Origin of the sequence: Streptomyces sp. NBC_00996 (assembly GCF_045162675.1) — a bacterium.
GTDB lineage: Bacteria > Actinomycetota > Actinomycetes > Streptomycetales > Streptomycetaceae > Streptomyces.
In genome coordinates this window covers 1548787-1569253 of record NZ_CP108723.1, presented here as the reverse complement: position 1 = coordinate 1569253, position 20467 = coordinate 1548787, and the positions used below count along the sequence as shown (strand labels likewise).

The following is a 20467-nucleotide window of genomic DNA, read 5'->3' as shown; positions in this document are numbered from 1 at the left end:
ACCATGCGCGTACTGCTGACCGGACACCAGGGATATCTGGGAACCGTCATGGCCCCGGTCCTTGCCGCGGCCGGGCACGAGGTCGTCGGCCTCGACGCCGGCCTGTTCGCCGACTGTGTCCTTGGCCCGACGCCCGCGGACCCGCAGGGGCATCGGGTGGACCTGCGCGACGTCACGGCCGAACACGTGGCCGGGGTGGACGCCGTGATCCACCTGGCCGCGCTCTCCAACGACCCACTGGGATCGCTGGCGCCGGAGCTCACCTACGACATCAACCATCACGCGTCAGTGCGGCTGGCCCGGCTGGCCCGCGACGCCGGAGTGCGGCGCTTCCTGTACGCGTCGACCTGCTCGGTCTACGGCGCCGCCGGCGGCGACGACCTGGTGGCCGAGGACGCCCCGCTGCGCCCGGTGACGCCGTACGCGGAGTCCAAGGTGCGGGTGGAGGACGACCTGCACGCGCTGGCCGACGGCGACTTCAGCCCGATGTTCATGCGCAACGCCACCGCCTTCGGCTACTCGCCCCGGCTGCGTGCCGACATCGTGCTGAACAACCTGGTGGGCCACGCGCTGCTGTCCGGCGAGGTGCTGGTGCTCTCCGACGGCACCCCCTGGCGCCCGTTGGTGCACGCCGTCGACATCGCACGGGCCTTCACGGCCGCGCTGACCGCGCCGCGGGAAGCGGTGCACGACCGGGCGTTCAACATCGGCAGCGAGATCAACAACGTCACGGTCGCCGAGATCGCCGAGCAGGTCGCCGAGGCGGTGTCCGGCTCCAAGGTGGTGATCACCGGGGAGACCGGTGCCGATCCGCGGTCGTACCGGGTGGACTTCTCCCGGTTCCGCGCCGCGGTGCCCGGCTTCGACTGCGAGTGGACGGTGAAGCAGGGCGCGCTCGACCTCGCCGACGCCTACCGGCAACACGGGCTGACCCGGGAGGACTTCGAGCAGCGCTTCACCCGCCTCGCCGTGCTGCGCGCGGCGTCCGACGCCGGCACCGTCGACGACACCCTGCGGTGGCGCCGATGACCACGGCCGGCGAACAGCCGAGGACCACGCTCGGCGAAGAGATGTACGCACTGGTGGAGCGGATGTACCCGCTCTGCCGGAGCATCACCGGCGACGGTGTCCGCGCCACCCTGGACATCGTCGGCGAGTACATCCCGCTGCAAGTGCACGAGGTGCCGACCGGGACGCAAGTGCTCGACTGGACGGTGCCGCAGGAGTGGAACATCCGGGACGCGTACATCGCCGACACGGCCGGCAACCGGGTCGTCGACTTCGCCGAGTCCAGCCTGCACGTGCTCGGCTACAGCGTGCCGGTGTCGGCGACCATGCCGCTGTCCGAGCTGCGCGGACACCTGCACACCCTGCCGGACCAGCCGTCCTGGGTGCCGTACCGCACCAGCTACTACAAGCCGGAGTGGGGATTCTGCCTGGCCCAGGAGACCTTGGACGCCATGCCGGACGGCGAGTACGAGGTGCGCATCGACTCCACGCTCGCCGACGGCCACCTCACCTACGCCGAGCACGTGGTCCCCGGGCAGGTCGCCGACGAGGTGATCGTCTCCTGCCACGTCTGCCACCCGTCGCTGGCCAACGACAACCTGGCGGGCATCGCGGTGGCGACGTTCCTGGCCCGGGCGCTGGCACAGCAGACGCCGTACTACACCCACCGATTCATCTTCGCGCCCGGCACCATCGGGGCGATCACCTGGCTGGCCCGCAACGCGGAGCGGGTGGAGCGGGTCAAGCACGGGGTGGTGCTGGCCTGTGCCGGCGACCCGGGCTCGTTGACGTACAAGCAGAGCAGGCGCGGCGACGCGGAGATCGACCGGGTGATGCGGCACGTGCTGGCCGCCTCCGAACGCCCGCACCGCGTCACCGAGTTCACCCCGTACGGCTACGACGAGCGGCAGTACTGCTCGCCCGGGTTCAATCTGGGCGTCGGCTCGCTCACCCGGACCCCGTACGCCGGCTACCCCGAGTACCACACCTCGGCGGACAACCTGAACTTCGTCTCCCCGGAGGCGATGGCGGACACCCTTGCAGTCTGCCGCGAGGCATTCGCCGTCCTGGACCGCAACCGGCAATACCTCAACCTCAGCCCCTACGGCGAACCACAGCTGGGCCGACGCGGGTTGTACGACGCGCTCGGCGGCCGCAGCGACACCAAGCAGGCCCAGATGGCCATGCTCTGGGTCCTCAACCTCTCCGACGGCGAGCACAGTCTGCTGGACGTCGCCGAGCGGTCCGGGCTGCCGTTCGACACCGTCGCCGACGCGGCCGACGCCCTGCACGGCGCCGGGTTGATCAAGCCATGACGCCGATGCCCATCGAGGGGGAGAAAACGACCGCACCGGCCGGATCCGCCAAGCGGGCGCTCGTCGGCCGGCTGTCCTGGGGACTGGCCGACCAGGCGGCCTCCAGCATGTCCAACTTCGCGGTGGGCATTTACGTGGCCCGCTCGCTGGGAGTGACCGCGTTCGGCGTGTTCAGCCTGGCCTGGGTGACCTACGGCGTTGTGCTCAACGTCTCCCGCGGGCTGGCCACCGATCCGCTCGTGGTGCGCTTCAGCGGTGTGTCGGACGCGTCCTGGCGCGGGGCGGTGGCCCGGTCGTCGGGTACCGCACTCGGCGTGGGTGCAGCCATCGGCGCGGCGTGTCTGGTGGCCGGGCCGGCCCTCGGCGGCCGCGTGGGGCCCGCGTTCGTCTGCCTCGGCGTCATGCTGCCGGGGCTGCTGCTGCAGGACGCCTGGCGGTTCTCGTTCTTCGCCGCCGGCGCCGGGCGGAAGGCGTTCGTCAACGACGTCGTGTGGGGCGTCGCGCTTGTCCCGGCCATGGTCGTGGCGGCCCGCGTGGGCAGCGTGGCCGCTTTCGTGCTCGCCTGGGGCGCGTCCGCCACGGTGGCGGCGGGGTACGGCTACATCCAGTCCGGCATCCGGCCCCGGGTGACCGAGGCCCGCGGCTGGCTTCGCGAGCAGCGCGATCTCGGCTACCGGTACCTGGTTGAGAACACCTGCCTCAGCGGCGCGAGCCAGCTGCGGGCGTACGGGCTCGGCGCGATCGTCGGGCTCGGCGCGGTGGGTGCGGTGCGGGGCGCCGAGCTCCTGCTCGGCCCGTTCCTCGCCGTACTGATGGGCCTTTCGCTGGTCACCGTCCCGGAGGCGGCACGGGTGCTGCGACGAGCCCCGCAGCAGCTGGGGAAGTTCTGCCTCCTCCTTGGCGGCGGGCAGGCCGTCGGCGCGCTGCTCTGGGGCGGGGCGCTGCTGCTGATGCCGGACCGGCTCGGCGAGTTCGCGCTCGGCGATGTCTGGCACTCCGCCGCACAGCTCATCGCGCCGGTCACCCTCGGCGTCGCGGGCGCCGGCCTCGGCACCGGCGCGGCGGCCGGGCTGCGCGCGCTCGGCGCCGCCCGGCGCAGCCTGCGCTCCCAGCTGTTCGCCTCCGCCTGCTACGTCAGCGGCGGGCTCGGCGGCGCGGCCGTCGCCGGCACGGTCGGCTCGGCCTGGGGCGTCGCCACCGCGACCGTCAGCGGCTCGGCCGTGTGGTGGCTGCAACTGCGATCCGCCCTGCGCGAGCACCGCCACAACCCCATCCCCGAAGTGAGGACCTCATGACCGCCCAACCCAGGCTGACCATCGGCCTGCCCGTGTACAACGGCGAGGAATACCTGGCGGAATCGCTCGACGCCCTGCTCGGCCAGACCTACGAGGACTTCGAGCTGGTCATCTCCGACAACGCCTCGACCGACGGGACCGAGGACATCTGCCGCAAGTACGCTGCGCAGGACGCGCGCATCCGATACCTCCGCCTGCCCCGGAACATCGGCGCCACGCCGAACCACAACCGTGTGTTCGCCGAGTGCCGCAGCGAGCTGTTCAAGTGGGCCTCGCACGACGACCTTTACGCCCGCGATCTGCTGCGGAGCTGCGTCCAGGCGCTGGACGAGCGGCCGGACGTGATCCTCGCGCACGCCGACCAGGCGGTCATCGACGGCGACGGCCAGGTGAAGGTCCCGTACGAGTACACGCTCGCCACCGACTCACCGCACCCGCCGGAGCGCTTCCGCAGCATGCTGTTCGAGCCCGGCGGTGACGACTTCTACGGGGTGATCCGGGCCGACGCGCTGCGCCGGGTGAAGCCGATGGACAGCTACCACCACGCGGACCGCACGTTCGTCGCCGAGATCGCCCTGCACGGGCGCTTCCACCAGGTGCCGGAACTCCTGTACTTCCGCCGCGACCACCCCACCCGCGCCGAGCGGGCGAACCCGAGCAAGCGCTCCCGCTGCGTCAACCTGGACCCGCGCCGGGCGGGCCTGCTGCACCCGACGCCCCGGCTGCTCACCGAGTACATCTGGGGCTTCGCCTCGGCGGTCCGGCGGGCCCCGTTGCCCGCGGCCGACCGGCGCGCGTGCTACCGCCACCTGGCCGCATGGATGACCAGCCGGGTCCGGCCGGGCGCCGGCGAGCGGGTCGAGGACCGCGCGCCGGTCGACCCGGCCAAGCTGACCGTCTCCGTCGACGCCCTCGTCGCCGGCCGTGAAGGGAGGCGGGCATGACGTCCGCGGATGAAACTCCGGTGCGCGTCGGGGTGTTCGGCCTGCTCGGCTCCGGCAACCTCGGCAACGACGGATCGCTGGAAGCCGTGCTCGGATACCTCCGCGCCGATCACCCGGACGCGGTCGTGGACGCGCTGTGCGGCGGACCCGAGGCGGTGACGGCGAAGTTCGGGATCCCCGCGACGCGGCTGCACTGGAACCGCGCGGAGTACCGGACCGCGTCCCGTGCGGGCGCGATCGCGTCCAAGGGACTCGGTAAACTCGTCGACGTCTTCCGCACCGCCGCCTGGGTGCGCCGGCACGACGTGGTGATCGTGCCCGGCATGGGCGTCCTGGAGGCCACGCTGCCGCTGCGGCCGTGGGGTTTCCCGTACTCGCTGTTCCTGCTCTGCGCGAGTGGCCGGCTGCTGGGCACCCGGGTCGCGCTGGTCAGCGTCGGCGCCGCCGAGATCCGCAACCGCCCGACCCGGGCCCTGGTGGGCTGGTCGGCACGGCTGGCCGCGTACCGGTCGTACCGGGACGCCCAGTCCCGCGACGCGATGCGGGCCATGGGCGTGGACACCGCGCGCGACGGGGTCTACCCCGACCTCGCGTTCTCCTTGCCGACACCGCGGGTGAGCACGCCCACGGGCTCGCCGGGGCCCGTCTGCCTCGGTGTCATGGACTTCCATGGCGGCAACGACGACCGCGCCCGGGCCGAGGAGATATACCGGCGCTACCTCGACGGGACGATCCGGTTCGTCCGCACGCTCGTCGAGGAGGGCAGGCCGGTCCGGCTGCTCACCGGCGACCAGTGCGACTTGTCGGTGGTCGCCGCGATCCTCGACGCGGTCGGCTCACCGCTGGTCACCGCGGCCGAACCGGCCTCACTGGCCGACCTGATGAACGAGATGGCGTCCGCCGACACCGTGGTGGCCGTCCGCTACCACAACCTGATCTGCGCGCTGAAGACCGGAACGCCCGTGCTCGCCCTCTGCTATGCGGCGAAGAGCGACGCGCTCATGGACCGGATGGGTCTCGGCGCGTACTGTCACCCGGCACGCGAGGTCGACGCCGACCGGTTGCTCGAACAGTTCCGGGACCTGGAGAAGCACGCGGTGGAGCTACGGCAGACCCTCACCGAGCGGAACCGGGTCGCCGCACAGCAACTCGCCCAGCAGTTCACCGCTTTGACCACGACCCTGTTCCCGGCGAACGACCACGCCCACGCCCCGCGGAAGGCTCCATGAAAGCGACCGAAGTCCCGGAGATCGCCGGCGCATACCTGTTCGAGCCGACGCCGTACGCCGACGAACGCGGCTTCTTCTGCCGCACCTTCGACACCGATGTGATCCGCTCGGTGGGCCTCGACCCGCACGCATTCGTTCAGGACAGCGTGTCCCGCTCGGTCCGGGGCGTGCTGCGCGGCCTGCACCTGCGCTCCGGCGCCGGCGAGGCCAAGCTGGTGCGGTGCTCGTACGGGAGGATCTTCGACGTCGTCGTGGACCTGCGGCCGGACTCGCCGACCTACCGCAACCGGGCCTTCTTCGAACTGTCCGGCGAGACGCAGACGACCCTGTACATCCCGGCGGGGTGCGCGCACGGCTTCCAGGCGCTGACCGAAACCGCCGACACCTCGTACCGGATCGACCGCCCGCACGATCCGGCCGAGGACGTGACGATCGCCTTCGACGACCCGGAGCTCGCCATTCCCTGGCCGCTGCCGGCCACATCGATGTCCCAGCGGGACCGGGAGGCGCCGAGCCTCGCCGAGGTCCTGAAGCACAAAGAAAGTTGAGGTCGGCGTGGACGCCGAAGACACCGCAGAGCTCGTTCTGCCCCGGTCGCGGATGGCGAACGAGCGGCTGCACGCCCTGATCCCCGGGGGCGCGCACACCTACGCCAAGGGCGACGACCAGTACCCCGAGAACCTGGCCCCGGTCATCAGCCACGGTCGCGGCGCCCACGTGTGGGACGTCGACGGCAACCGCTACATCGAGTACGGGTCCGGCCTGCGATCGGTCAGCCTCGGCCACGCCCACCCACGCGTGCTCGAGGCGGTGCGGCGGGAACTCGACCGCGGCAGCAACTTCGTCCGGCCGTCCATCGTGGAGGTCGAAGCCGCGGAACGCTTCCTGGCCACGGTGCCCACCGCCGAGATGGTGAAGTTCGCGAAGAACGGCTCCGACGCCACCACCGCCGCGGTGCGCCTCGCCCGCGCCGCCACCGGGCGCCCGCGGGTGGCCCTCTGCGCCGACCATCCGTTCTTCTCCGTCGACGACTGGTTCATCGGCACCACGCCCATGTCCGCCGGGATTCCGGCGGCGACCAACGAGCTCACCGTGGCGTTCCCTTACGGGGACCTGGCCGCCACGGAGGAGCTGCTCACCCGGTACCAGGACGAGGTCGCCTGCCTGATCCTCGAACCCGCCACTCACGCCGAGCCGCCGCCCGGGTACCTCGCCGGCCTGCGCGAGCTGGCCGACCGACACGGCTGCGTACTGATCTTCGATGAGATGATCACCGGCTTCCGCTGGTCCGAGGCGGGTGCTCAGGGCCTGTACGGCGTCGTCCCCGACCTCTCCACGTTCGGCAAGGCGCTGGGCAACGGATTCGCCGTCTCCGCGCTGGCCGGGCGCCGCGATCTGATGGAGCGGGGCGGGCTGCGTCACTCCGACGACCGGGTGTTCCTGCTGTCCACCACACACGGTGCGGAAACGCACTCGCTGGCCGCCGCGATGGCCGTGCAGACCATCTACGCCGAAGAGGGCGTCACCGCGCGGCTGCACGCCCTCGGCGAGCGGTTGGCCGCCGGTGTCCGCGACGCCGCGGCCGGCATGGGCGTCGGAGAGCACATCGTCGTCCGGGGCCGGGCCAGTAACCTGGTCTTCGCCACCCTCGACGAGAACGGGCAGCCGTCGCAGGAGTACCGCACCCTGTTCCTGCGACGGCTCCTCGCGGGCGGGGTGCTGGCCCCGTCGTTCGTGGTGAGCAGCGCGCTCAGCGACGCCGACATCGATCACACCGTCGACGTGGTGGCCCAGGCATGTGCGGTGTACCGGAAGGCACTGGACGCCGCTGACCCCACCCCCTGGCTGGCCGGACGACCGGTGAAGCCCGTGTTCCGCCGCTTGGCGTGACGTGACGTCAGCGACGCTCCCGCCGACCGGCGTCGGCCATCCGATCGAGCAGCCGGTCAGCCATCCGATCGACCAGCCACGCGGTCGCCGGTATCACGGCCAGCGCGGTGCACCAGCCGCCGAGGACGTCGGTCGGATAGTGCGCGCCCAGGGCGACCTGCGCCCAGCCCATGGCGGCGCCGGCAACCAGCGCCGCGGCGAGCACGAGTAACGTGCCGGCCGTCCTGCCGAGGCCGAGCCGGCCGGTCGCGAGCAGCGCCACCACGAGGGCGAGCGCGGTGGCGAAGGCGGTGTGCCCGCTCGGATAGGACAGGTTGCCGTCGCCGTGGATGGTGCGTCCTACCAGGTGCTTGAGCAGCGTCGCCGTCCCCACGGCCATGGCGGCGCCGGCAACGAAGAGCACCGCCGCGCGAGGACGCCGAAGCAGCAGGCAGCCCGTCACGATGGCCACGATCAGCATCGCCGATCCGGCGGGCTCCCCCAAGAAGTCCAAGGCCAGAGCGACGCGCCGCCACGGCGGCCGCACACTGTCCGCCGTCGGCTGGATGATCCACCTGTCCACCCTGCCGGGCTCGCCGTGGCCGGCGTACAGGACCCCGATCACGCCGACCACCAGCGCGGCGAGGACCGCGATCGGCCCGAGCCACGCGCGCAGCGACCGGGGCAGCACCGCGGGCGCCGACCGGCCGGTCACCCGCCCACCGCGTCCGGTCGACCTGCGGTGGTGACCTTCTGACACTGACCGAGGCGGAGCTGGCGACCGCGTCCCACGACGGCGGGCTGTTGTTTCAGGACGACCCCGGTGCCCGGAAGGGTCCGGGAACGCCTGGGCCCGTGCCAAGGGTGCCGCCCGCCGACACGGCCGGGATCGTCAGCCTGTACGGGCTGCGCGGCTGGACCGAGCAAGATGATGAACCCGTCAAGCGCGAACTGGGCTGAGCCGACTTCCAGGTCCGCTCCTGCCAGGCGATCCAACCACAGCCCCCCGTCGTGTCCGACTCCCCCTCCAGCGATCATAACGGCCCCGCGGACACGCGTCCTTGGCCTGTACTACTCCGCGGGAGCGGGCTACGACCTGTCAGGTCCCGCCGAGGGCCAGGAGGGCGCCGGCGGCCTGGACACGGCCGCCACCGGCACCCACAGCCTGCTCGGCGGTCCCCCGCTGGACCGGTCGCCGGCCGAAGTGGCCGGCGAGCCGGACCAGATGGGGAACTTCGGTGACTTCGGAGGGTTCGGCGAGTATGGAAGCGAGGGCCCGGGTTCGGACCTCGGCGGGTTCGGGGAGCACGTCGGCGGTGGCGCCGAGGGGGGCTTCGGCGACTTCGGCACCGGGGGCGACGGCGGGTTCGGTGGCGCCGAGGGGGACTTCGGCGGGTTCGGTGGCGGTTCCGAGGGCGGGTTCGGCGGTACCGGCGGCGGGTTCGGCGATGGCGGTCTTGGCACCGGCGGCTTCGGTGACAGTGGTTTCGGTGACGGCGGTGTCGGCTCCGGTGGGTTCGGCGACCTCGGGGGTCATGGCGGCTTCGGCGGTGCAGGCGGGGAGGGCGGCGGGGACGCCGGTCACTTCGGCCACGGCGGTATCTATGACCGTGACGGCGGCGAAGGCGGCGAAGGCGGCGGCGGTGGTGAGGGCGGCCCGCTCACCGCGTGCCCCCGCCGCCGTTCCGGCTGGGCCCTCAAGCAGATCCCCACCGAACGTGGCGCACCCCCCTGGGTGCTCAGCAGCACCCGAACCGGCCGCTATCTGGAACTGGACGAGCGCCAGGTCTTCCTGTGGCACGCCGTCGACGGCGAGAACACCGTACGGGACCTGCTGTTCGCCTACGCCGACCGCTACGGCGAACTCGGCCTGCCCCGCATCGAGTCCGCGCTGGCCGCGTTCGCCGTCCCACCGCCCTGGACACTCAGGCGACCGTCCTCGGCAAGCGCAACCGTGTCACCTCGCCTCCGGTGACGGTCGGGGAGGACTCCGGCGGGATCCTGCTCCGGTTCGGGCCCGGGATCCCGGTGGAGGAGCAGGACGTCCTGCGTGCCCGATGGCGGACCGAGGCAGCGATTCCCGCCTCCCCCCGCTCGCGACGCGGACGACGAGGCTGGATCGTCACCACCGCCGTCGTCGCGATCGCCGCCGTCCTGCTCTGGCTGCTGCTGCGCCCGGCCCCCGCTCCCGAGGTCGTATCCGTCCGGGTCCAGGCCCCCGCCGGGCCGTTGCACTGCGGTCAGACGGCCGACCTGATCGGTGTCGTCACCACCGCCGGGCACGGCGGTCCCGTCACCTACCGGTGGCTGCGCGCGGACGGTCAGGACTCGGGCGAGCTGGTCCGCACCGCCCACCGCGGTGAGCGCCGGGTCAGGGTGCACCTGCGCTGGACGGCCCGCGGTCCGGGCCGCTTCCGGGGGACCGCCCGCCTGAGGATCGCGCACCAGCCGGCCCCGATGGAGGCGAAGGCGAGCTTCGCCTACGTCTGTCCTTGAGGCGTCTGCCCTTGGGAATGGTCTCGGGGTGAGCCGCGTCGCATCGGAGCGGGCGAGGCTTGCTATGCAACGAGTTGCATAGAAGGATCGGAGGCATGGCACTCGAACACGCGATCCTGGTGTCGCTTCTGGAGAAGCCAGGATCCGGCTATGAGCTGGCCCGGCGCTTCGAGCGGTCGATCGGCTACTTCTGGACCGCGACCCACCAGCAGATCTATCGCGTGCTCAAGCGCATGGAGAACGACGGTTGGGTCGACGTCCGGGACGTCCCGCAGCAGGGCCGGCCGGACAAGAAGGAGTACTCCGTCGCCGACCTCGGCCGGGCCGCGCTGTCCTCCTGGTTGCAGGATCCGATCGAACCGGAGAGCGTCCGCCACGACCTGGCCGTGAAGATCCGCGGCGCCGCGTTCGACGACCCGGCCGCCCTGATCCGCGAGGTGGAGCGGCACCACCAGGCGCACCGGGACCGGTTGGCGCACTATCTCGCAGGAGAGGCGCGCGACTTCACGCCCGAAGCAAGCACGGCCGGTCCTGGTGCGCCGCTCGACGCGGAGCGAGAGCTCCAGCACGTCGTCCTGCGCGGCGGCATCGCGTACGAGCGGATGATGATCGACTGGCTGGACGACGTGCTCGCCACGCTGGCCCGGTTCGGTCCGGGCTGCTGATCGCCGCCGATCCTCCCGATCCCCCCGATCCGGCCAGTCCAGTCGTCCGACGCCCCTTTCCCGCCCGTCCACCAGCCGAAAGGCGTCATCCCATGGCCAACCAGCTGCTGTTCAACCCGCGCACCTACGACCCCGCGCATTTCGACCCCGAGACGCGCCGCTTGCTGCGTGCCACCGTCGACTGGTTCGAGGAACGTGGGAAGGCGCGGCTGATCGAGGACTACCGGACCCGCGCCTGGCTCGGCGACTTCCTCGCCTTCGCAGCGAAAGAGAACCTGTTCGCCACCTTCCTGACGCCGTCGTCCGCCGCGGGGGAGGGGGAACCGGACAAGCGGTGGGACACCGGCCGGATCGCCGCGCTCAATGAGATCCTGGGCTTTTACGGCCTCGACTACTGGTACGCCTGGCAGGTCACGATCCTCGGCCTCGGCCCGGTCTGGCAGAGCGACAACGCCGCCGCCCGCGCCCGCGCCGCTGAACTCCTCACCCAGGGAGAGGTGTTCGCATTCGGTTTGTCCGAGAAGGTCCACGGTGCCGACATCTACTCCACCGACATGCTGCTCGAGCCCGACGGCCACGGTGGCTTCCGTGCCACCGGCTCCAAGTACTACATCGGCAACGGCAACGTCGCCGGACTCGTCTCCGTCTTCGGCCGCCGTACCGACGTAGCGGGCCCCGACGGCTACGTGTTCTTCGCCGCCGACAGCCGTCACCCGGCCTATCACCTGGTCAAGAACGTCGTCGATTCCTCGAAGTTCGTCAGCGAGTTCCGGCTGGAGGACTACCCCGTAGCGGCCGGGGACGTCCTGCACACCGGCCGCGCCGCCTTCGACGCCGCCCTCAACACCGTCAACGTCGGCAAGTTCAACCTGTGCACCGCCTCCATCGGCATCTGTGAGCACGCGATGTACGAGGCCGTCACCCATGCCCACAACCGCATCCTCTACGGCCGTCCCGTCACCGGCTTCCCGCACGTGCGGCGCGAGTTGACCGACGCGTACGTCAGGCTCGTCGGCATGAAGTTCTTCAGCGACCGTGCTGTCGACTACTTCCGCTCCGCCGGCCCGGACGACCGCCGTTACCTGCTCTTCAACCCGATGACGAAGATGAAGGTGACCACGGAGGGTGAGAAGGTCATCGACCTGATGTGGGACGTCATCGCGGCCAAGGGCTTCGAGAAGGACAACTACTTCAGCCAGGCGGCCGTGGAGATCCGCGGCCTGCCGAAGCTCGAGGGCACGGTCCACGTCAACCTGGCGCTGATCCTGAAGTTCCTGCGCAGCCATCTCCTCGACCCGGCCGAGTATCCCGGTGTGCCGACCCGCCTCGACGCGGCAGACGACGACTTCCTCTTCCGGCAGGGGCCGGCTCGTGGCCTCGGCGCGGTGCGCTTCCACGACTGGCGGCCCGCCTTCGACGCGTACGCGCACCTGCCCAACGTGACCCGCCTGCGCGAACAGGCCGACGCACTCTGCGAGTTCGTCGCCACGGCCGCTCCCGACACGGAGCAGAGCCGTGACCTCGACCTCGTCCTCGCGGTCGGTCAGCTCTTCGCCCTCGTCGTGCACGGACAGCTCGTCCTGGAGCAGGCCGCCCTGACCGGCCTCGACGAGGACGTGCTCGACGAACTCTTCGCCGTCCTCGTGCGGGACTTCTCCGCGCACGCCGTCGAACTGCACGGCAAGGACTCGGCGACCGAACAGCAGCAGGAGTGGGCGCTGGGTTCGATCCGGCGGCCGGTCGTCGACGAGACACGCACGGAGCGGGTCTGGCAGCGGGTCGAGGCGCTGTCCGGCGCGTACGAGATGGCCCCGTAGGCGCGCCCTGCGCATCAACACCGGTGGCCGGGCCGCGTGGGCCCGGCCACCGGTGTTGATGGCTCAGCCCCGTGCGCCGCACGTGCCGCGACGGGTGTCGCCGGGTGTGCGACAGCCGCTCGAGACCCATGGCGCAGGAAGTTCGCGACTGATCGCACCGGGCGAGGGCGAGCCGGTGAGGGTGGAGACGATCATCGTGCCCGATCCGGCCCGGAGAAGCGATGGTCCTCGTCCAGGCCTGCGGCCGGCGTCGTCACGGCCGGCAAGGGATGGCCCGATGACGGTGCCGTCCATGAGGTCTACTCCCGGAAGCGGCGTGCGGCCCAGGCCACACGGCCGGTTCCTATCCCACCTGTCCTGGTCCGCATGCTGCGCGAACACATAGAGCACTTCGGCGTCGCACCGGATGGGCTCATGTTTCGTAACGCTGCCGGCAACTACATCGATGCTGCTGCGTATGGCATGACGTGGAGTCGGGCACGTGAGGCATCGCTCACCCTCGACGAGCTTGCCCTTGAACTGGCACAGCGCCCCTACGATTCTCCGCCACGTGGGCATCTCCTTCCGGCTCGCCTCCGGAGTCGACCCGGCCGAATGCGCGCGCAGGGCAGCGCACAGCATCCAGGTGCTCTTCCGCTACTACGTCAAAGTCCTCGCTGAGGCACGTCATCTCGCGAACCGTCTGATTGAGGACTCCATGAGTCGGTGGGACGACTACGAGGACGCGGCGGAGGGCGCGTTAGCCCGGACTTGGCCCGGACTTGGCCCGGAAATGCCCCGGAACAGCTGGTCAGAGGTGGGATACGGGTGGGATGAATCGGGAGTAAGGGCGAATTTCATCTCGTCCCCCAGATGTTGTGGGGGGAAGGGCGCCTGCTGGGCATCTGTCCTGGTCAGGCGCCCTTTCTTGTGCCTGTCTGCGGCGGTGCTGTCGATTGATCATGACGGCCGAGCCGGTCCGCCGTTCTCCTCCTCGTCGCCCCGGTCGCCGGGAAGCGTTGATGGGCCGCCGGTATCCGGTGCGATCCGTGCCGCCATCTCGGCGAGCCGTCTGCAGGTTTCTTCGATTTTCTGCTGGGTCTCGTTTCGTTCGGTGATGACTGCGGCGAGGAGCAGCGCGGTCATCGCGGCGGCGCCGTTGAACGCCTGCAGCGCGATCATGTTGGTGATCAGGGTGTGACCGGCGAACGGGCCTGTCCCGCGGGTGGCGGCGAGGATCGCACTGGTGGATACGGCCAGCGCGCAGGGTGCGGCTGCGGCGAGTTGGAAGCGGAAGGCGGCCCAAGCCAGAAGTGGGAAGGCAAGGAAGGTCAGCGGGGCGGGGGCATTTTCGAGGAAGCCGACGCCGATGGTGGCCACGACGAGCAGCGCTCCCTCTTCCCACCGCGAGGGTGGCGCGTGCCTCGGCCAGTGTGCCGAGCGGAGGACGAGCAGCACCGGCGTGACCACCAGAACGCCCATCGCGTCGCCGGTCCACCACACCCACCACGTCGGCCAGAACCCGCCGGCGGGCAGCACACGAGCGAGGCTCAGGGTGCCGCTGCCCACCGTCGCGCTGATGAGCATGCCGGTGAGCCCGCCGAGGAAGACCAGTGCGAGCGCGTCCCGGAAGCGGTTGATCCGGGTGCGGAACCCGGCGCGGCGAAGGAGCGCGTAGGAGCACAGGGGCGCGAGTGTGTTGCCCGTCGCGATCGCGAGTACGGCGGGGATCGATGGCCCGAGTGAGATGTTGATCAGGAAGGCGCCGAGTGCGATGCCGGGCCAGATCCGCAGGCCGAGGAGGAGCAGGCCGGCCAGGGCGATGCCGGTCGGTGGCCACAGCGGGGTGACCTGGCCGCGCACGAGCTGCTGGAGCAGTCCCAGCTTGCCCGAGGCGTAATACAGCGCGGCGACGGCCCCGATCTGCAGTGCCGTCATGCCACCGCGCCGGAGCCTGTCACAGTGAACGGGAGTCATCGGGAAGTCTTCCGGTCGGCCTCGGCCGGTCGTTCCCCGTCCGCTGACCTCGCCGGATCCACCACACCGCTGCTCATCTGTGTGACCTTTCGAAATGTGCTCTGCCGGGATTGCTTCGGGCGACCGCTCGGGGGGTGGCGCGCTCTGACGGTTCCTCTTCAGCCGTGTCGCCGTGGGCTGTCCGATGCTTCAGTGCGGGGTGCGCAGGGCGAGGATGGCCATGTCGTCGTGCCCGTCGCTGGGATGGTGGTCGGCGAGGGCCTGCACGAAGTCCTGCAGGGGCAGGGCGGCGTGCGTGGTGGCGAGTTCGGCGAGTTCGTTCAGGCTCTCGTCGATGGGGTGGTCCGGGTGTTCGATGAGGCCGTCGGTGAAGAAGACCACGGTGGCTTCCCGGGGCAGGGGGTGAGTGTGGTCGGGGCGCTCTTGCTCGCTGTTGACGTTCAGTGGTAGTCCGGGCTCGGCGAACAGGTATTCCGCCCGGCCGCCGGGGGTGATCAGCAGAGGCGGGACGTGGCCCGCGGTGCTCCAGTGCAGCCTCCAGGCGGACCCGGCGGGTTCGATGCGCGCCAAGCTGGTGGTGGTGACGGGGTTGTCGGTGATGGCCTCAAGGGTCAGATCGAGCTGGGCGAGGACCGCGCTGGGCGGAGTACACATGGCGAACAGCAATGCGCGCAGCATGTTGCGGGTGGAGGCCATGGCAGCGGCGGCGTGAAGGTCGTGGCCGACCACGTCGCCGATGACAACCGCCACCGCGCCGTCGGGCAGCAGGATGGCGTCATACCAGTCGCCGCCGACATGGTGGGGTTCGGCGGCGGGCCGGTAGATGGCGGCGGCGTCGAAGGGCCGCATGTCGGGCAGCGTCGGCAGCAAAAGCCGCTGGAACTGTTCGGACCCGGCACGCACCTGTTCGAGCAGACGGACGTTTTCAATCGCGATACCGGCGGCGCTGGCGAGGGCAACGACAATGTTCTCGTCGTGCACGTCGAAGGGCTGTCCGTCGCGTCGCCCGGAGAGGTAGAGGTCCCCGTAGATCGCGCCGCGGACACTGACGGCGACGCCGAGCAGGGTGCGCATGCGCGGGTGTCCGGGCGGGAACCCGACAGAGGCCCGGTGGGAGGGGATGTCGTCCAACCGCAGAGGTTCGGGGTGATAGATCATGTGTCCGAGCACGCCCAGGCCGCGCGGAAACCCCACCTCGGCCAGGGCCGCGCGTTCCTGCTCGGACAGACCGGCGGCGATGAACTGCTTCAGATACTCGCCGGACTCGTCCAGAACTCCTAGTGCCCCGTAGCGGGCGCCGACCAGGTCCATGGCGGTGGTCACGATGCGATGCAGCACCCCGGGCAACTCCACCTCCCGGGTGATGGCCACCACCGCATCCAACAGACTCTGAACCCGGTCCTTGGCGGTGGCCAGGGCGCGCAGCTGCTCGTCGATCCGGCCCAGCTCGGCGTCCAGCCGCGCCATCAGGTCAGGACGGCGCGGCTGCTTCGCCCCCTCGCTCTCCTCGCCGCCGGCCATCACGACCGCCTGGCAGACCGGTACTCGCTCTCAGTCGCCTTCAGCCGGTAGGAGGCCGTGCCGGGCTGGATCAGGGGCCCTTTGAAGGTGAGCCGGTCGGCGATCGCCGCGCACAGACGGGGGTCGGTGAAGGTCTTGTCCCACTCGCTGAGCGGGGTGTTCGGGGCCACCGCGGTGGCCTTGCGTTCCTCCCGCTCGGTGAAGATCTGGAACAGCAACTTGGCGCCTGGCTTGGCCAGGTTCAGATAGCCGAACTCGTCCAGACACAACAGGTCGACCTTGCTGTAGCCGGCGATCACACCCGACAGGCGCTTGGCAGCGTTCCCCTCGGCGAGCTCGTTCACTGGGGCCGAGGTCGTGGTGTAACGGGCAGTCAGGCCCGCTTCGGCGACGGCTGTATCGGTACCGATCAGCAGGTGGCTCTTGCCCGCGCCGCTGTCAGCGATCACAACCAGAGGGCGGCCTTCGGGCATCCGGGCAGGGTTCCTCGGCTCGCCGATGGGCGCGGGCGCAACGTCGGGGTTCTTCTCGAACTCGAAGTCCTCCAGCCTGAGCGCCTTGGCCACCGTGTTCCGCGACACCCGGTACTTCTGGGCCAAAGCCCGCACCGGCATCTCCGGGTTCTGCCGCTTGTCCTGGCTGAACCGCTCATACAGCCACTCACGCGATCTGTGCACCCACAGTCTCCTGACGCGACCGTGATCAACTCGCACAGGGTGACCCGGCCAAGCAGTCCAACCAGCCCATTACGCCAAAAGCGGCATGTCGCACACCGTCATACAAGCTGGCTCCAGATCTCGTTGCCGGAACAGGGGCTCCCATTCCTCACGCCCCACGGACGTGCGTGGCCGGGGCGTGGTGGTTCTCCACGCTCTGGCCACACACGTCAGTGGAGTCCGGTCACAGGCGCACGAGGACCTTGAGGGCCTCGCGGTCGGCCATGGCGCGGTAGCCGTCGGGGACCTCGTCGAGGCCGATGGTTCGGTCGAAGAGGCGGCCCGGGTCGAGGCGGCCGTCGAGGATGTCCGGCATGAGCTCTTCGATGTAGGCGCGGGCCGGGGAGATGGTGAGGGGGACGAGCGGCTGACGCACGTCGTGGGCGCCGAACGCCTTGACGGTGGTGGACACGGTGAATCCTTCGAGCGGAGTTGTGCTGAGGGGAGCGGGTCAGGCTTCGGGGATGGCGCGGCCGTAGGTGGCGAGGGTGACGTTCTCGGGTTCGGGGCCGCCGCGCCGGCCGGTCTCCAACGCGTCGAGGGCGGTGAGTTCGTCTGCTGTGAGCTCGAAGTCGAAGACGTCGATGTTCTCGGCGATGCGGGTGCGCTTGGTGGACTTGGGGATGACCGAGCGGCCCTGCTGGAGCCCCCAGCGCAGCAGCACCTGGGCGGGGCTCTTGCCGTGCGCCTTGGCAATGCGGGTGACGGCCGGGTCCGCAAGGACGCTCCTGCGGTCCTCGCCGTAGCCCGGGTAGAAGGTGATCCCTCCGATGGGGGACCACGCCTGGCTGAGGATGTTGTGCTGGTCGTCGAAGTCGAGCACGGCGCGCTGCTGGAAGTAAGGGTGGATCTCCAGCTGGTTGACCGCCGGGACGATGGAGGTGGCGTCAAGCAGCGTGGTCAGGTGGTCGACCATGAAGTTGCTGACACCGATCGCCCGGACCTTACCGTCGGCCAGGAGCTTCTCCTGGGCGCGGTAGGCGGCGAGGGTCTTGTCGAACTCGGACGGCAGGGCCTGGTGCAGGAGCAACAGGTCGATCCGGTCGACGCCGAGCTTTGCGGCGCTCTTCTCGAAGCCGTGCAGGGTCTCGTCGTAGCCGTAGTCGCTGATCCAGATCTTCGTCTCGATGAAGATCTCGTCGCGCGGCACACCGGAGTCGCGCAGTGCCTGGCCGACCTCACGTTCGTTGCCATAGGCGGCGGCAGTGTCGACGTGCCGGTAGCCGAGGTCGAGCGCGGCCTTGACAGCGGCCTGGGTCTCGTCGGGCGGGGTCTGGAAGACACCGAGGCCGAGGGCGGGCATCTCGACGCCGTTGTTGAGGGTGAGGGTCTGCATCACAGGGACCTTTCGTAGTGAGTAACCCGTGCGGGCACGATGAGGGCGAGGACGGTCACGACCGCCACCGCGAGCAGGACGGAGGAGCCGGTCAGGGCCGTTCCCGAGCGGGCCGCGATATCGGCGGCCGCGTGCCCGGTGGAGACGGAGGCGGCGACGGCGGTCAGGATGCTCAGGCTCAGGGCGCTGCCGGTCTGGTGCACGGTGTTGACCAGGCCCGATCCGGCCCCCGCGTCCTCGGGGGCGACGCCGTCGACGCCGCTGGAGGTCAGCGGGGCCAGCGTCAGGCCCAGGCCGGCGTCGATGAGCACCATGGGCAGGGCCACGCCCGTCAGGTAGGGGGTGTGCAGGCCGAGGCGGCTGAGCCACGCCATGCCCAGCGTGGTCAGGACAACCCCGGTCAGGAGCACGAGCGGCCTGGCGGCCCGTTCCAGCAGCCGCGGGACCTGGACAGCGAAGACGAAGTTGACCAGCGTCATCGGCAGGAACGCGAGGCCGGCCTGCAGCGGTGTCCAGTGGTAGACGCTCTGCACGAACTGCGCGGTGAAGAAGAACCCCATCATCGCGCCCATGTAGAGCATCCGGGTGAGGTAGGCGCCGGAGCGCTCGCGGCTGGCGAACAGCCGCAGGGGCACGATCGGCTGCGCGGCCCGCCGCTCCACCCGGACGAACAGCCCGAGCAGCACCACGCCGGTCACCAGCGGTGCCAGGGTCAAGACAGCGGTCCAGCCGAAGTCGGCGGCGTCCACGATGCCGAGGACCAGTGCGGTCGAACCCGGTGTCGCCAGCACTGCCCCGACGATGTCGAAGCGGCCTTGCCGGAGTTCGGTCTCTGGCAGGAACCGCAGGAACCGCAGGGCCAGCACCAGCGTCGCGTGGACCGGAGTCCCGGCTCGCGCCGCCGCAGGTGCCGCCGTGCGCTGTGTGGTGATGGTCATCGCGTCACCAGCCCCGTCGTCAGCGTCCTGCCGTCGGTTCCGGTGATCGCCCACGCGGCGCCGAGGCGCGCGGAGGCGTCCACCGTGCTGATCACGGACTGCCTGTTCACAGCCGCACCAGCACCTTGAGTGCCTTGCGCTGTTCCTTCAGGTCGGTTTCATCGGGCCCATCAAGGACTCGCACTCCTTGGCCTTCTCCAGGGAACCGCGGGTGGAAGCGCGGGTGGGAGTCACTCCTTTTCCAGGTAATGGCAGTACCTCGCAGGCGCTCGCCGACGCACCTACCGTGAGGGTGCAGGCCAGATCCACACCGCCCGAGCAAGAGGAGGCCCCCGTGCCCTTCGCCGACCGCGCCGAAGCCTTCACCCACCCCACGTTCGACGCCGACCGGTCCGAGGACACGCCCCGCCGCCGCGTCGCCCATCAAGCTCCCGAGGTCTGACCATGACTGAGAGTGACAAGAAGAAGAATCTGGCCGCCGAGGTCCGTGAGTTCCTGAGCACCCGACGCGCTCGGATCACTCCGGAGCAGGCCGGGCTGCCGGCCTTCGGCGGGAAGCGCCGTGTCGCGGGCCTGCGCCGTGAAGAGGTCGCTCTGCTGGCGGGCATGAGCGTGGACTACTACGTCCGGCTGGAGCGCGGAAACCTCAGCGGAGCCTCCGACTCGGTCCTCGAAGCTCTCGCGCATGCTCTGCAACTCGACGAGGCCGAGCGCACCCACCTCTACGACCTGGCCCGCGCGGCCACTCCCTCGGGCAGACGGCCCGCGGCGACCGCTTCCCGGGTGCGTCCGACGATCCTGCGGCTGCTCGACTCCATGACCGACGTACCGGCGTACGTCCGCAACGCACGGTTCGACATCCTGGCCACCAACGGACTGGGCCGCGCGCTGTACGTACCCGTCTTCGACTCGCCGCTGTTCGCTCAGCGCGGGCCGGTCAACAGTGCTCGTTTCATGTTCCTGGACCCCGCGAGCAGGGAATTCTGGGTCGACTGGGACAAGGGCGCCGACGACGCAGTGGCCTTCCTGCGGACCGAGACGGGCCGGGCACCGCACGACAAGGCGCTGACCGATCTGATCGGCGAACTCACGACGAAGAGCGGTGACTTCGCCCGCCGGTGGGCACGCCATGACGTGAAGTTCCACCGCTCCGGCGTCAAGAACCTTCATCATCCGCTGGTCGGCGATCTCGCGCTGCCCTACGAGGCGATGGACCTGCCATCCGACCCCGGTCTCCGCCTCAACTTCTACACGCCCGAACCGGACTCCCGGGAGCGGGAGGCTCTCGGCCTGCTCGCCAGCTGGGCGGGCACCGGCACCGTCGTGGCCTCCCGGAACGACTGACCACCATCGATCGAGGA

The 20467-nt window shown here is 70.4% G+C and carries 19 protein-coding genes and 1 pseudogene; 12 read left to right on the top strand and 8 right to left on the bottom strand.

Features of this window, described 5'->3' with window-relative positions; translation table 11 throughout:
• Positions 1 to 3 precede the first annotated feature (3 nt).
• Genes OG390_RS07590 through OG390_RS07560 form a run of 7 tightly spaced genes read left to right on the top strand, consistent with a single transcriptional unit; the run spans position 4 to position 7682 of the window.
• Complete coding sequence (locus OG390_RS07590) at positions 4 to 1029, top strand: NAD-dependent epimerase/dehydratase family protein (RefSeq protein WP_406166078.1); 1026 nt, start codon at positions 4 to 6, stop codon at positions 1027 to 1029.
• Positions 1026 to 2324: a DUF4910 domain-containing protein gene (locus tag OG390_RS07585; protein WP_406166076.1), complete on the top strand. Its 1299-nt coding sequence runs from the start codon at positions 1026 to 1028 to the stop codon at positions 2322 to 2324. The genes OG390_RS07590 and OG390_RS07585 overlap by 4 nt, the downstream gene beginning before the upstream one ends.
• 5 nt (positions 2325 to 2329) lie before the next feature.
• Entirely contained in the window at positions 2330 to 3619 is a 1290-nt protein-coding gene (locus OG390_RS07580; RefSeq protein ID WP_406177551.1) for a hypothetical protein, read from the top strand.
• Complete coding sequence (locus tag OG390_RS07575; RefSeq protein WP_406166074.1) at positions 3616 to 4563, top strand: glycosyltransferase family 2 protein; 948 nt, start codon at positions 3616 to 3618, stop codon at positions 4561 to 4563. The genes OG390_RS07580 and OG390_RS07575 overlap by 4 nt, the downstream gene beginning before the upstream one ends.
• A complete protein-coding gene (locus OG390_RS07570) occupies positions 4560 to 5792 on the top strand; it encodes a polysaccharide pyruvyl transferase family protein (protein ID WP_406166072.1) in 1233 nt (410 codons plus the stop codon). The genes OG390_RS07575 and OG390_RS07570 overlap by 4 nt, the downstream gene beginning before the upstream one ends.
• Complete coding sequence (gene rfbC, locus OG390_RS07565; RefSeq protein ID WP_406166070.1) at positions 5789 to 6340, top strand: dTDP-4-dehydrorhamnose 3,5-epimerase; 552 nt, start codon at positions 5789 to 5791, stop codon at positions 6338 to 6340. Before OG390_RS07570 ends, rfbC begins: the two co-directional genes overlap by 4 nt.
• A 7-nt stretch (positions 6341 to 6347) precedes the next feature.
• A complete protein-coding gene (locus tag OG390_RS07560) occupies positions 6348 to 7682 on the top strand; it encodes a glutamate-1-semialdehyde 2,1-aminomutase (protein WP_406166068.1) in 1335 nt (444 codons plus the stop codon).
• A 7-nt stretch (positions 7683 to 7689) separates the two neighbouring features.
• Here the strand turns inward: OG390_RS07560 and OG390_RS07555 are convergent, their stop codons facing one another.
• Together OG390_RS07555 and OG390_RS07550 are read right to left on the bottom strand one after the other, a co-directional pair.
• On the bottom strand, positions 7690 to 8376 hold the full coding sequence (locus OG390_RS07555) for a phosphatase PAP2 family protein (RefSeq protein ID WP_406166066.1): 687 nt from the start codon (positions 8374 to 8376) through the stop codon (positions 7690 to 7692).
• Between the two features lie 384 nt (positions 8377 to 8760).
• Positions 8761 to 9255 (bottom strand): hypothetical protein, encoded by a 495-nt coding sequence (locus OG390_RS07550; RefSeq protein WP_406166064.1) that lies wholly within the window; start codon positions 9253 to 9255, stop codon positions 8761 to 8763.
• 141 nt (positions 9256 to 9396) lie between these two features.
• On the opposite strand from OG390_RS07550, the gene OG390_RS07545 reads away from it, so the two are divergent.
• The 4 genes from OG390_RS07545 (at position 9397) to OG390_RS07530 (ending at position 12639) form a co-directional block, all read left to right on the top strand.
• The gene (locus tag OG390_RS07545; RefSeq protein WP_406166062.1) at positions 9397 to 9636 is read left to right on the top strand and encodes a hypothetical protein; all 240 of its coding nucleotides are present in this window, start codon (positions 9397 to 9399) and stop codon (positions 9634 to 9636) included.
• On the top strand, positions 9633 to 10157 hold the full coding sequence (locus tag OG390_RS07540; protein ID WP_406166060.1) for a hypothetical protein: 525 nt from the start codon (positions 9633 to 9635) through the stop codon (positions 10155 to 10157). The genes OG390_RS07545 and OG390_RS07540 overlap by 4 nt, the downstream gene beginning before the upstream one ends.
• Before the next feature lie 95 nt (positions 10158 to 10252).
• A complete protein-coding gene (locus tag OG390_RS07535; RefSeq protein ID WP_406166058.1) occupies positions 10253 to 10822 on the top strand; it encodes a PadR family transcriptional regulator in 570 nt (189 codons plus the stop codon).
• Between the two features lie 92 nt (positions 10823 to 10914).
• Entirely contained in the window at positions 10915 to 12639 is a 1725-nt protein-coding gene (locus OG390_RS07530) for an acyl-CoA dehydrogenase family protein (RefSeq protein WP_406166056.1), read from the top strand.
• Positions 12640 to 13578: 939 nt separating this feature from the next.
• Here OG390_RS07530 and OG390_RS07525 read toward each other — a convergent pair.
• The 6 genes and pseudogenes from OG390_RS07525 to OG390_RS07500 form a co-directional block, all read right to left on the bottom strand.
• Positions 13579 to 14556: an MASE1 domain-containing protein gene (locus OG390_RS07525; RefSeq protein ID WP_406166054.1), complete on the bottom strand. Its 978-nt coding sequence runs from the start codon at positions 14554 to 14556 to the stop codon at positions 13579 to 13581.
• A gap of 228 nt (positions 14557 to 14784) precedes the next feature.
• Positions 14785 to 16116, bottom strand: a complete 1332-nt coding sequence (locus OG390_RS07520) for a PP2C family protein-serine/threonine phosphatase (RefSeq protein WP_406166052.1) — start codon at positions 16114 to 16116, stop codon at positions 14785 to 14787.
• Positions 16116 to 16793: an ATP-binding protein gene (locus tag OG390_RS07515; protein WP_406166050.1), complete on the bottom strand. Its 678-nt coding sequence runs from the start codon at positions 16791 to 16793 to the stop codon at positions 16116 to 16118. Before OG390_RS07515 ends, OG390_RS07520 begins: the two co-directional genes overlap by 1 nt.
• Positions 16794 to 17016: 223 nt before the next feature.
• Positions 17017 to 17181, bottom strand: a pseudogene (locus tag OG390_RS07510) (IMP dehydrogenase); the annotation flags it as partial.
• Between the two features lie 102 nt (positions 17182 to 17283).
• Positions 17284 to 18168 carry an aldo/keto reductase gene (locus OG390_RS07505; protein WP_406166048.1) on the bottom strand — a complete coding sequence of 295 codons (885 nt, stop codon included), beginning with the start codon at positions 18166 to 18168 and terminating at the stop codon, positions 17284 to 17286.
• A complete protein-coding gene (locus OG390_RS07500) occupies positions 18168 to 19106 on the bottom strand; it encodes an MFS transporter (RefSeq protein WP_406166046.1) in 939 nt (312 codons plus the stop codon). The genes OG390_RS07505 and OG390_RS07500 overlap by 1 nt, the downstream gene beginning before the upstream one ends.
• 444 nt (positions 19107 to 19550) lie before the next feature.
• Between OG390_RS07500 and OG390_RS07495 the strand changes: the two genes are divergently transcribed.
• Positions 19551 to 20450, top strand: a complete 900-nt coding sequence (locus OG390_RS07495; protein ID WP_406166044.1) for a helix-turn-helix transcriptional regulator — start codon at positions 19551 to 19553, stop codon at positions 20448 to 20450.
• The last annotated feature ends 17 nt before the right edge of the window (positions 20451 to 20467 follow it).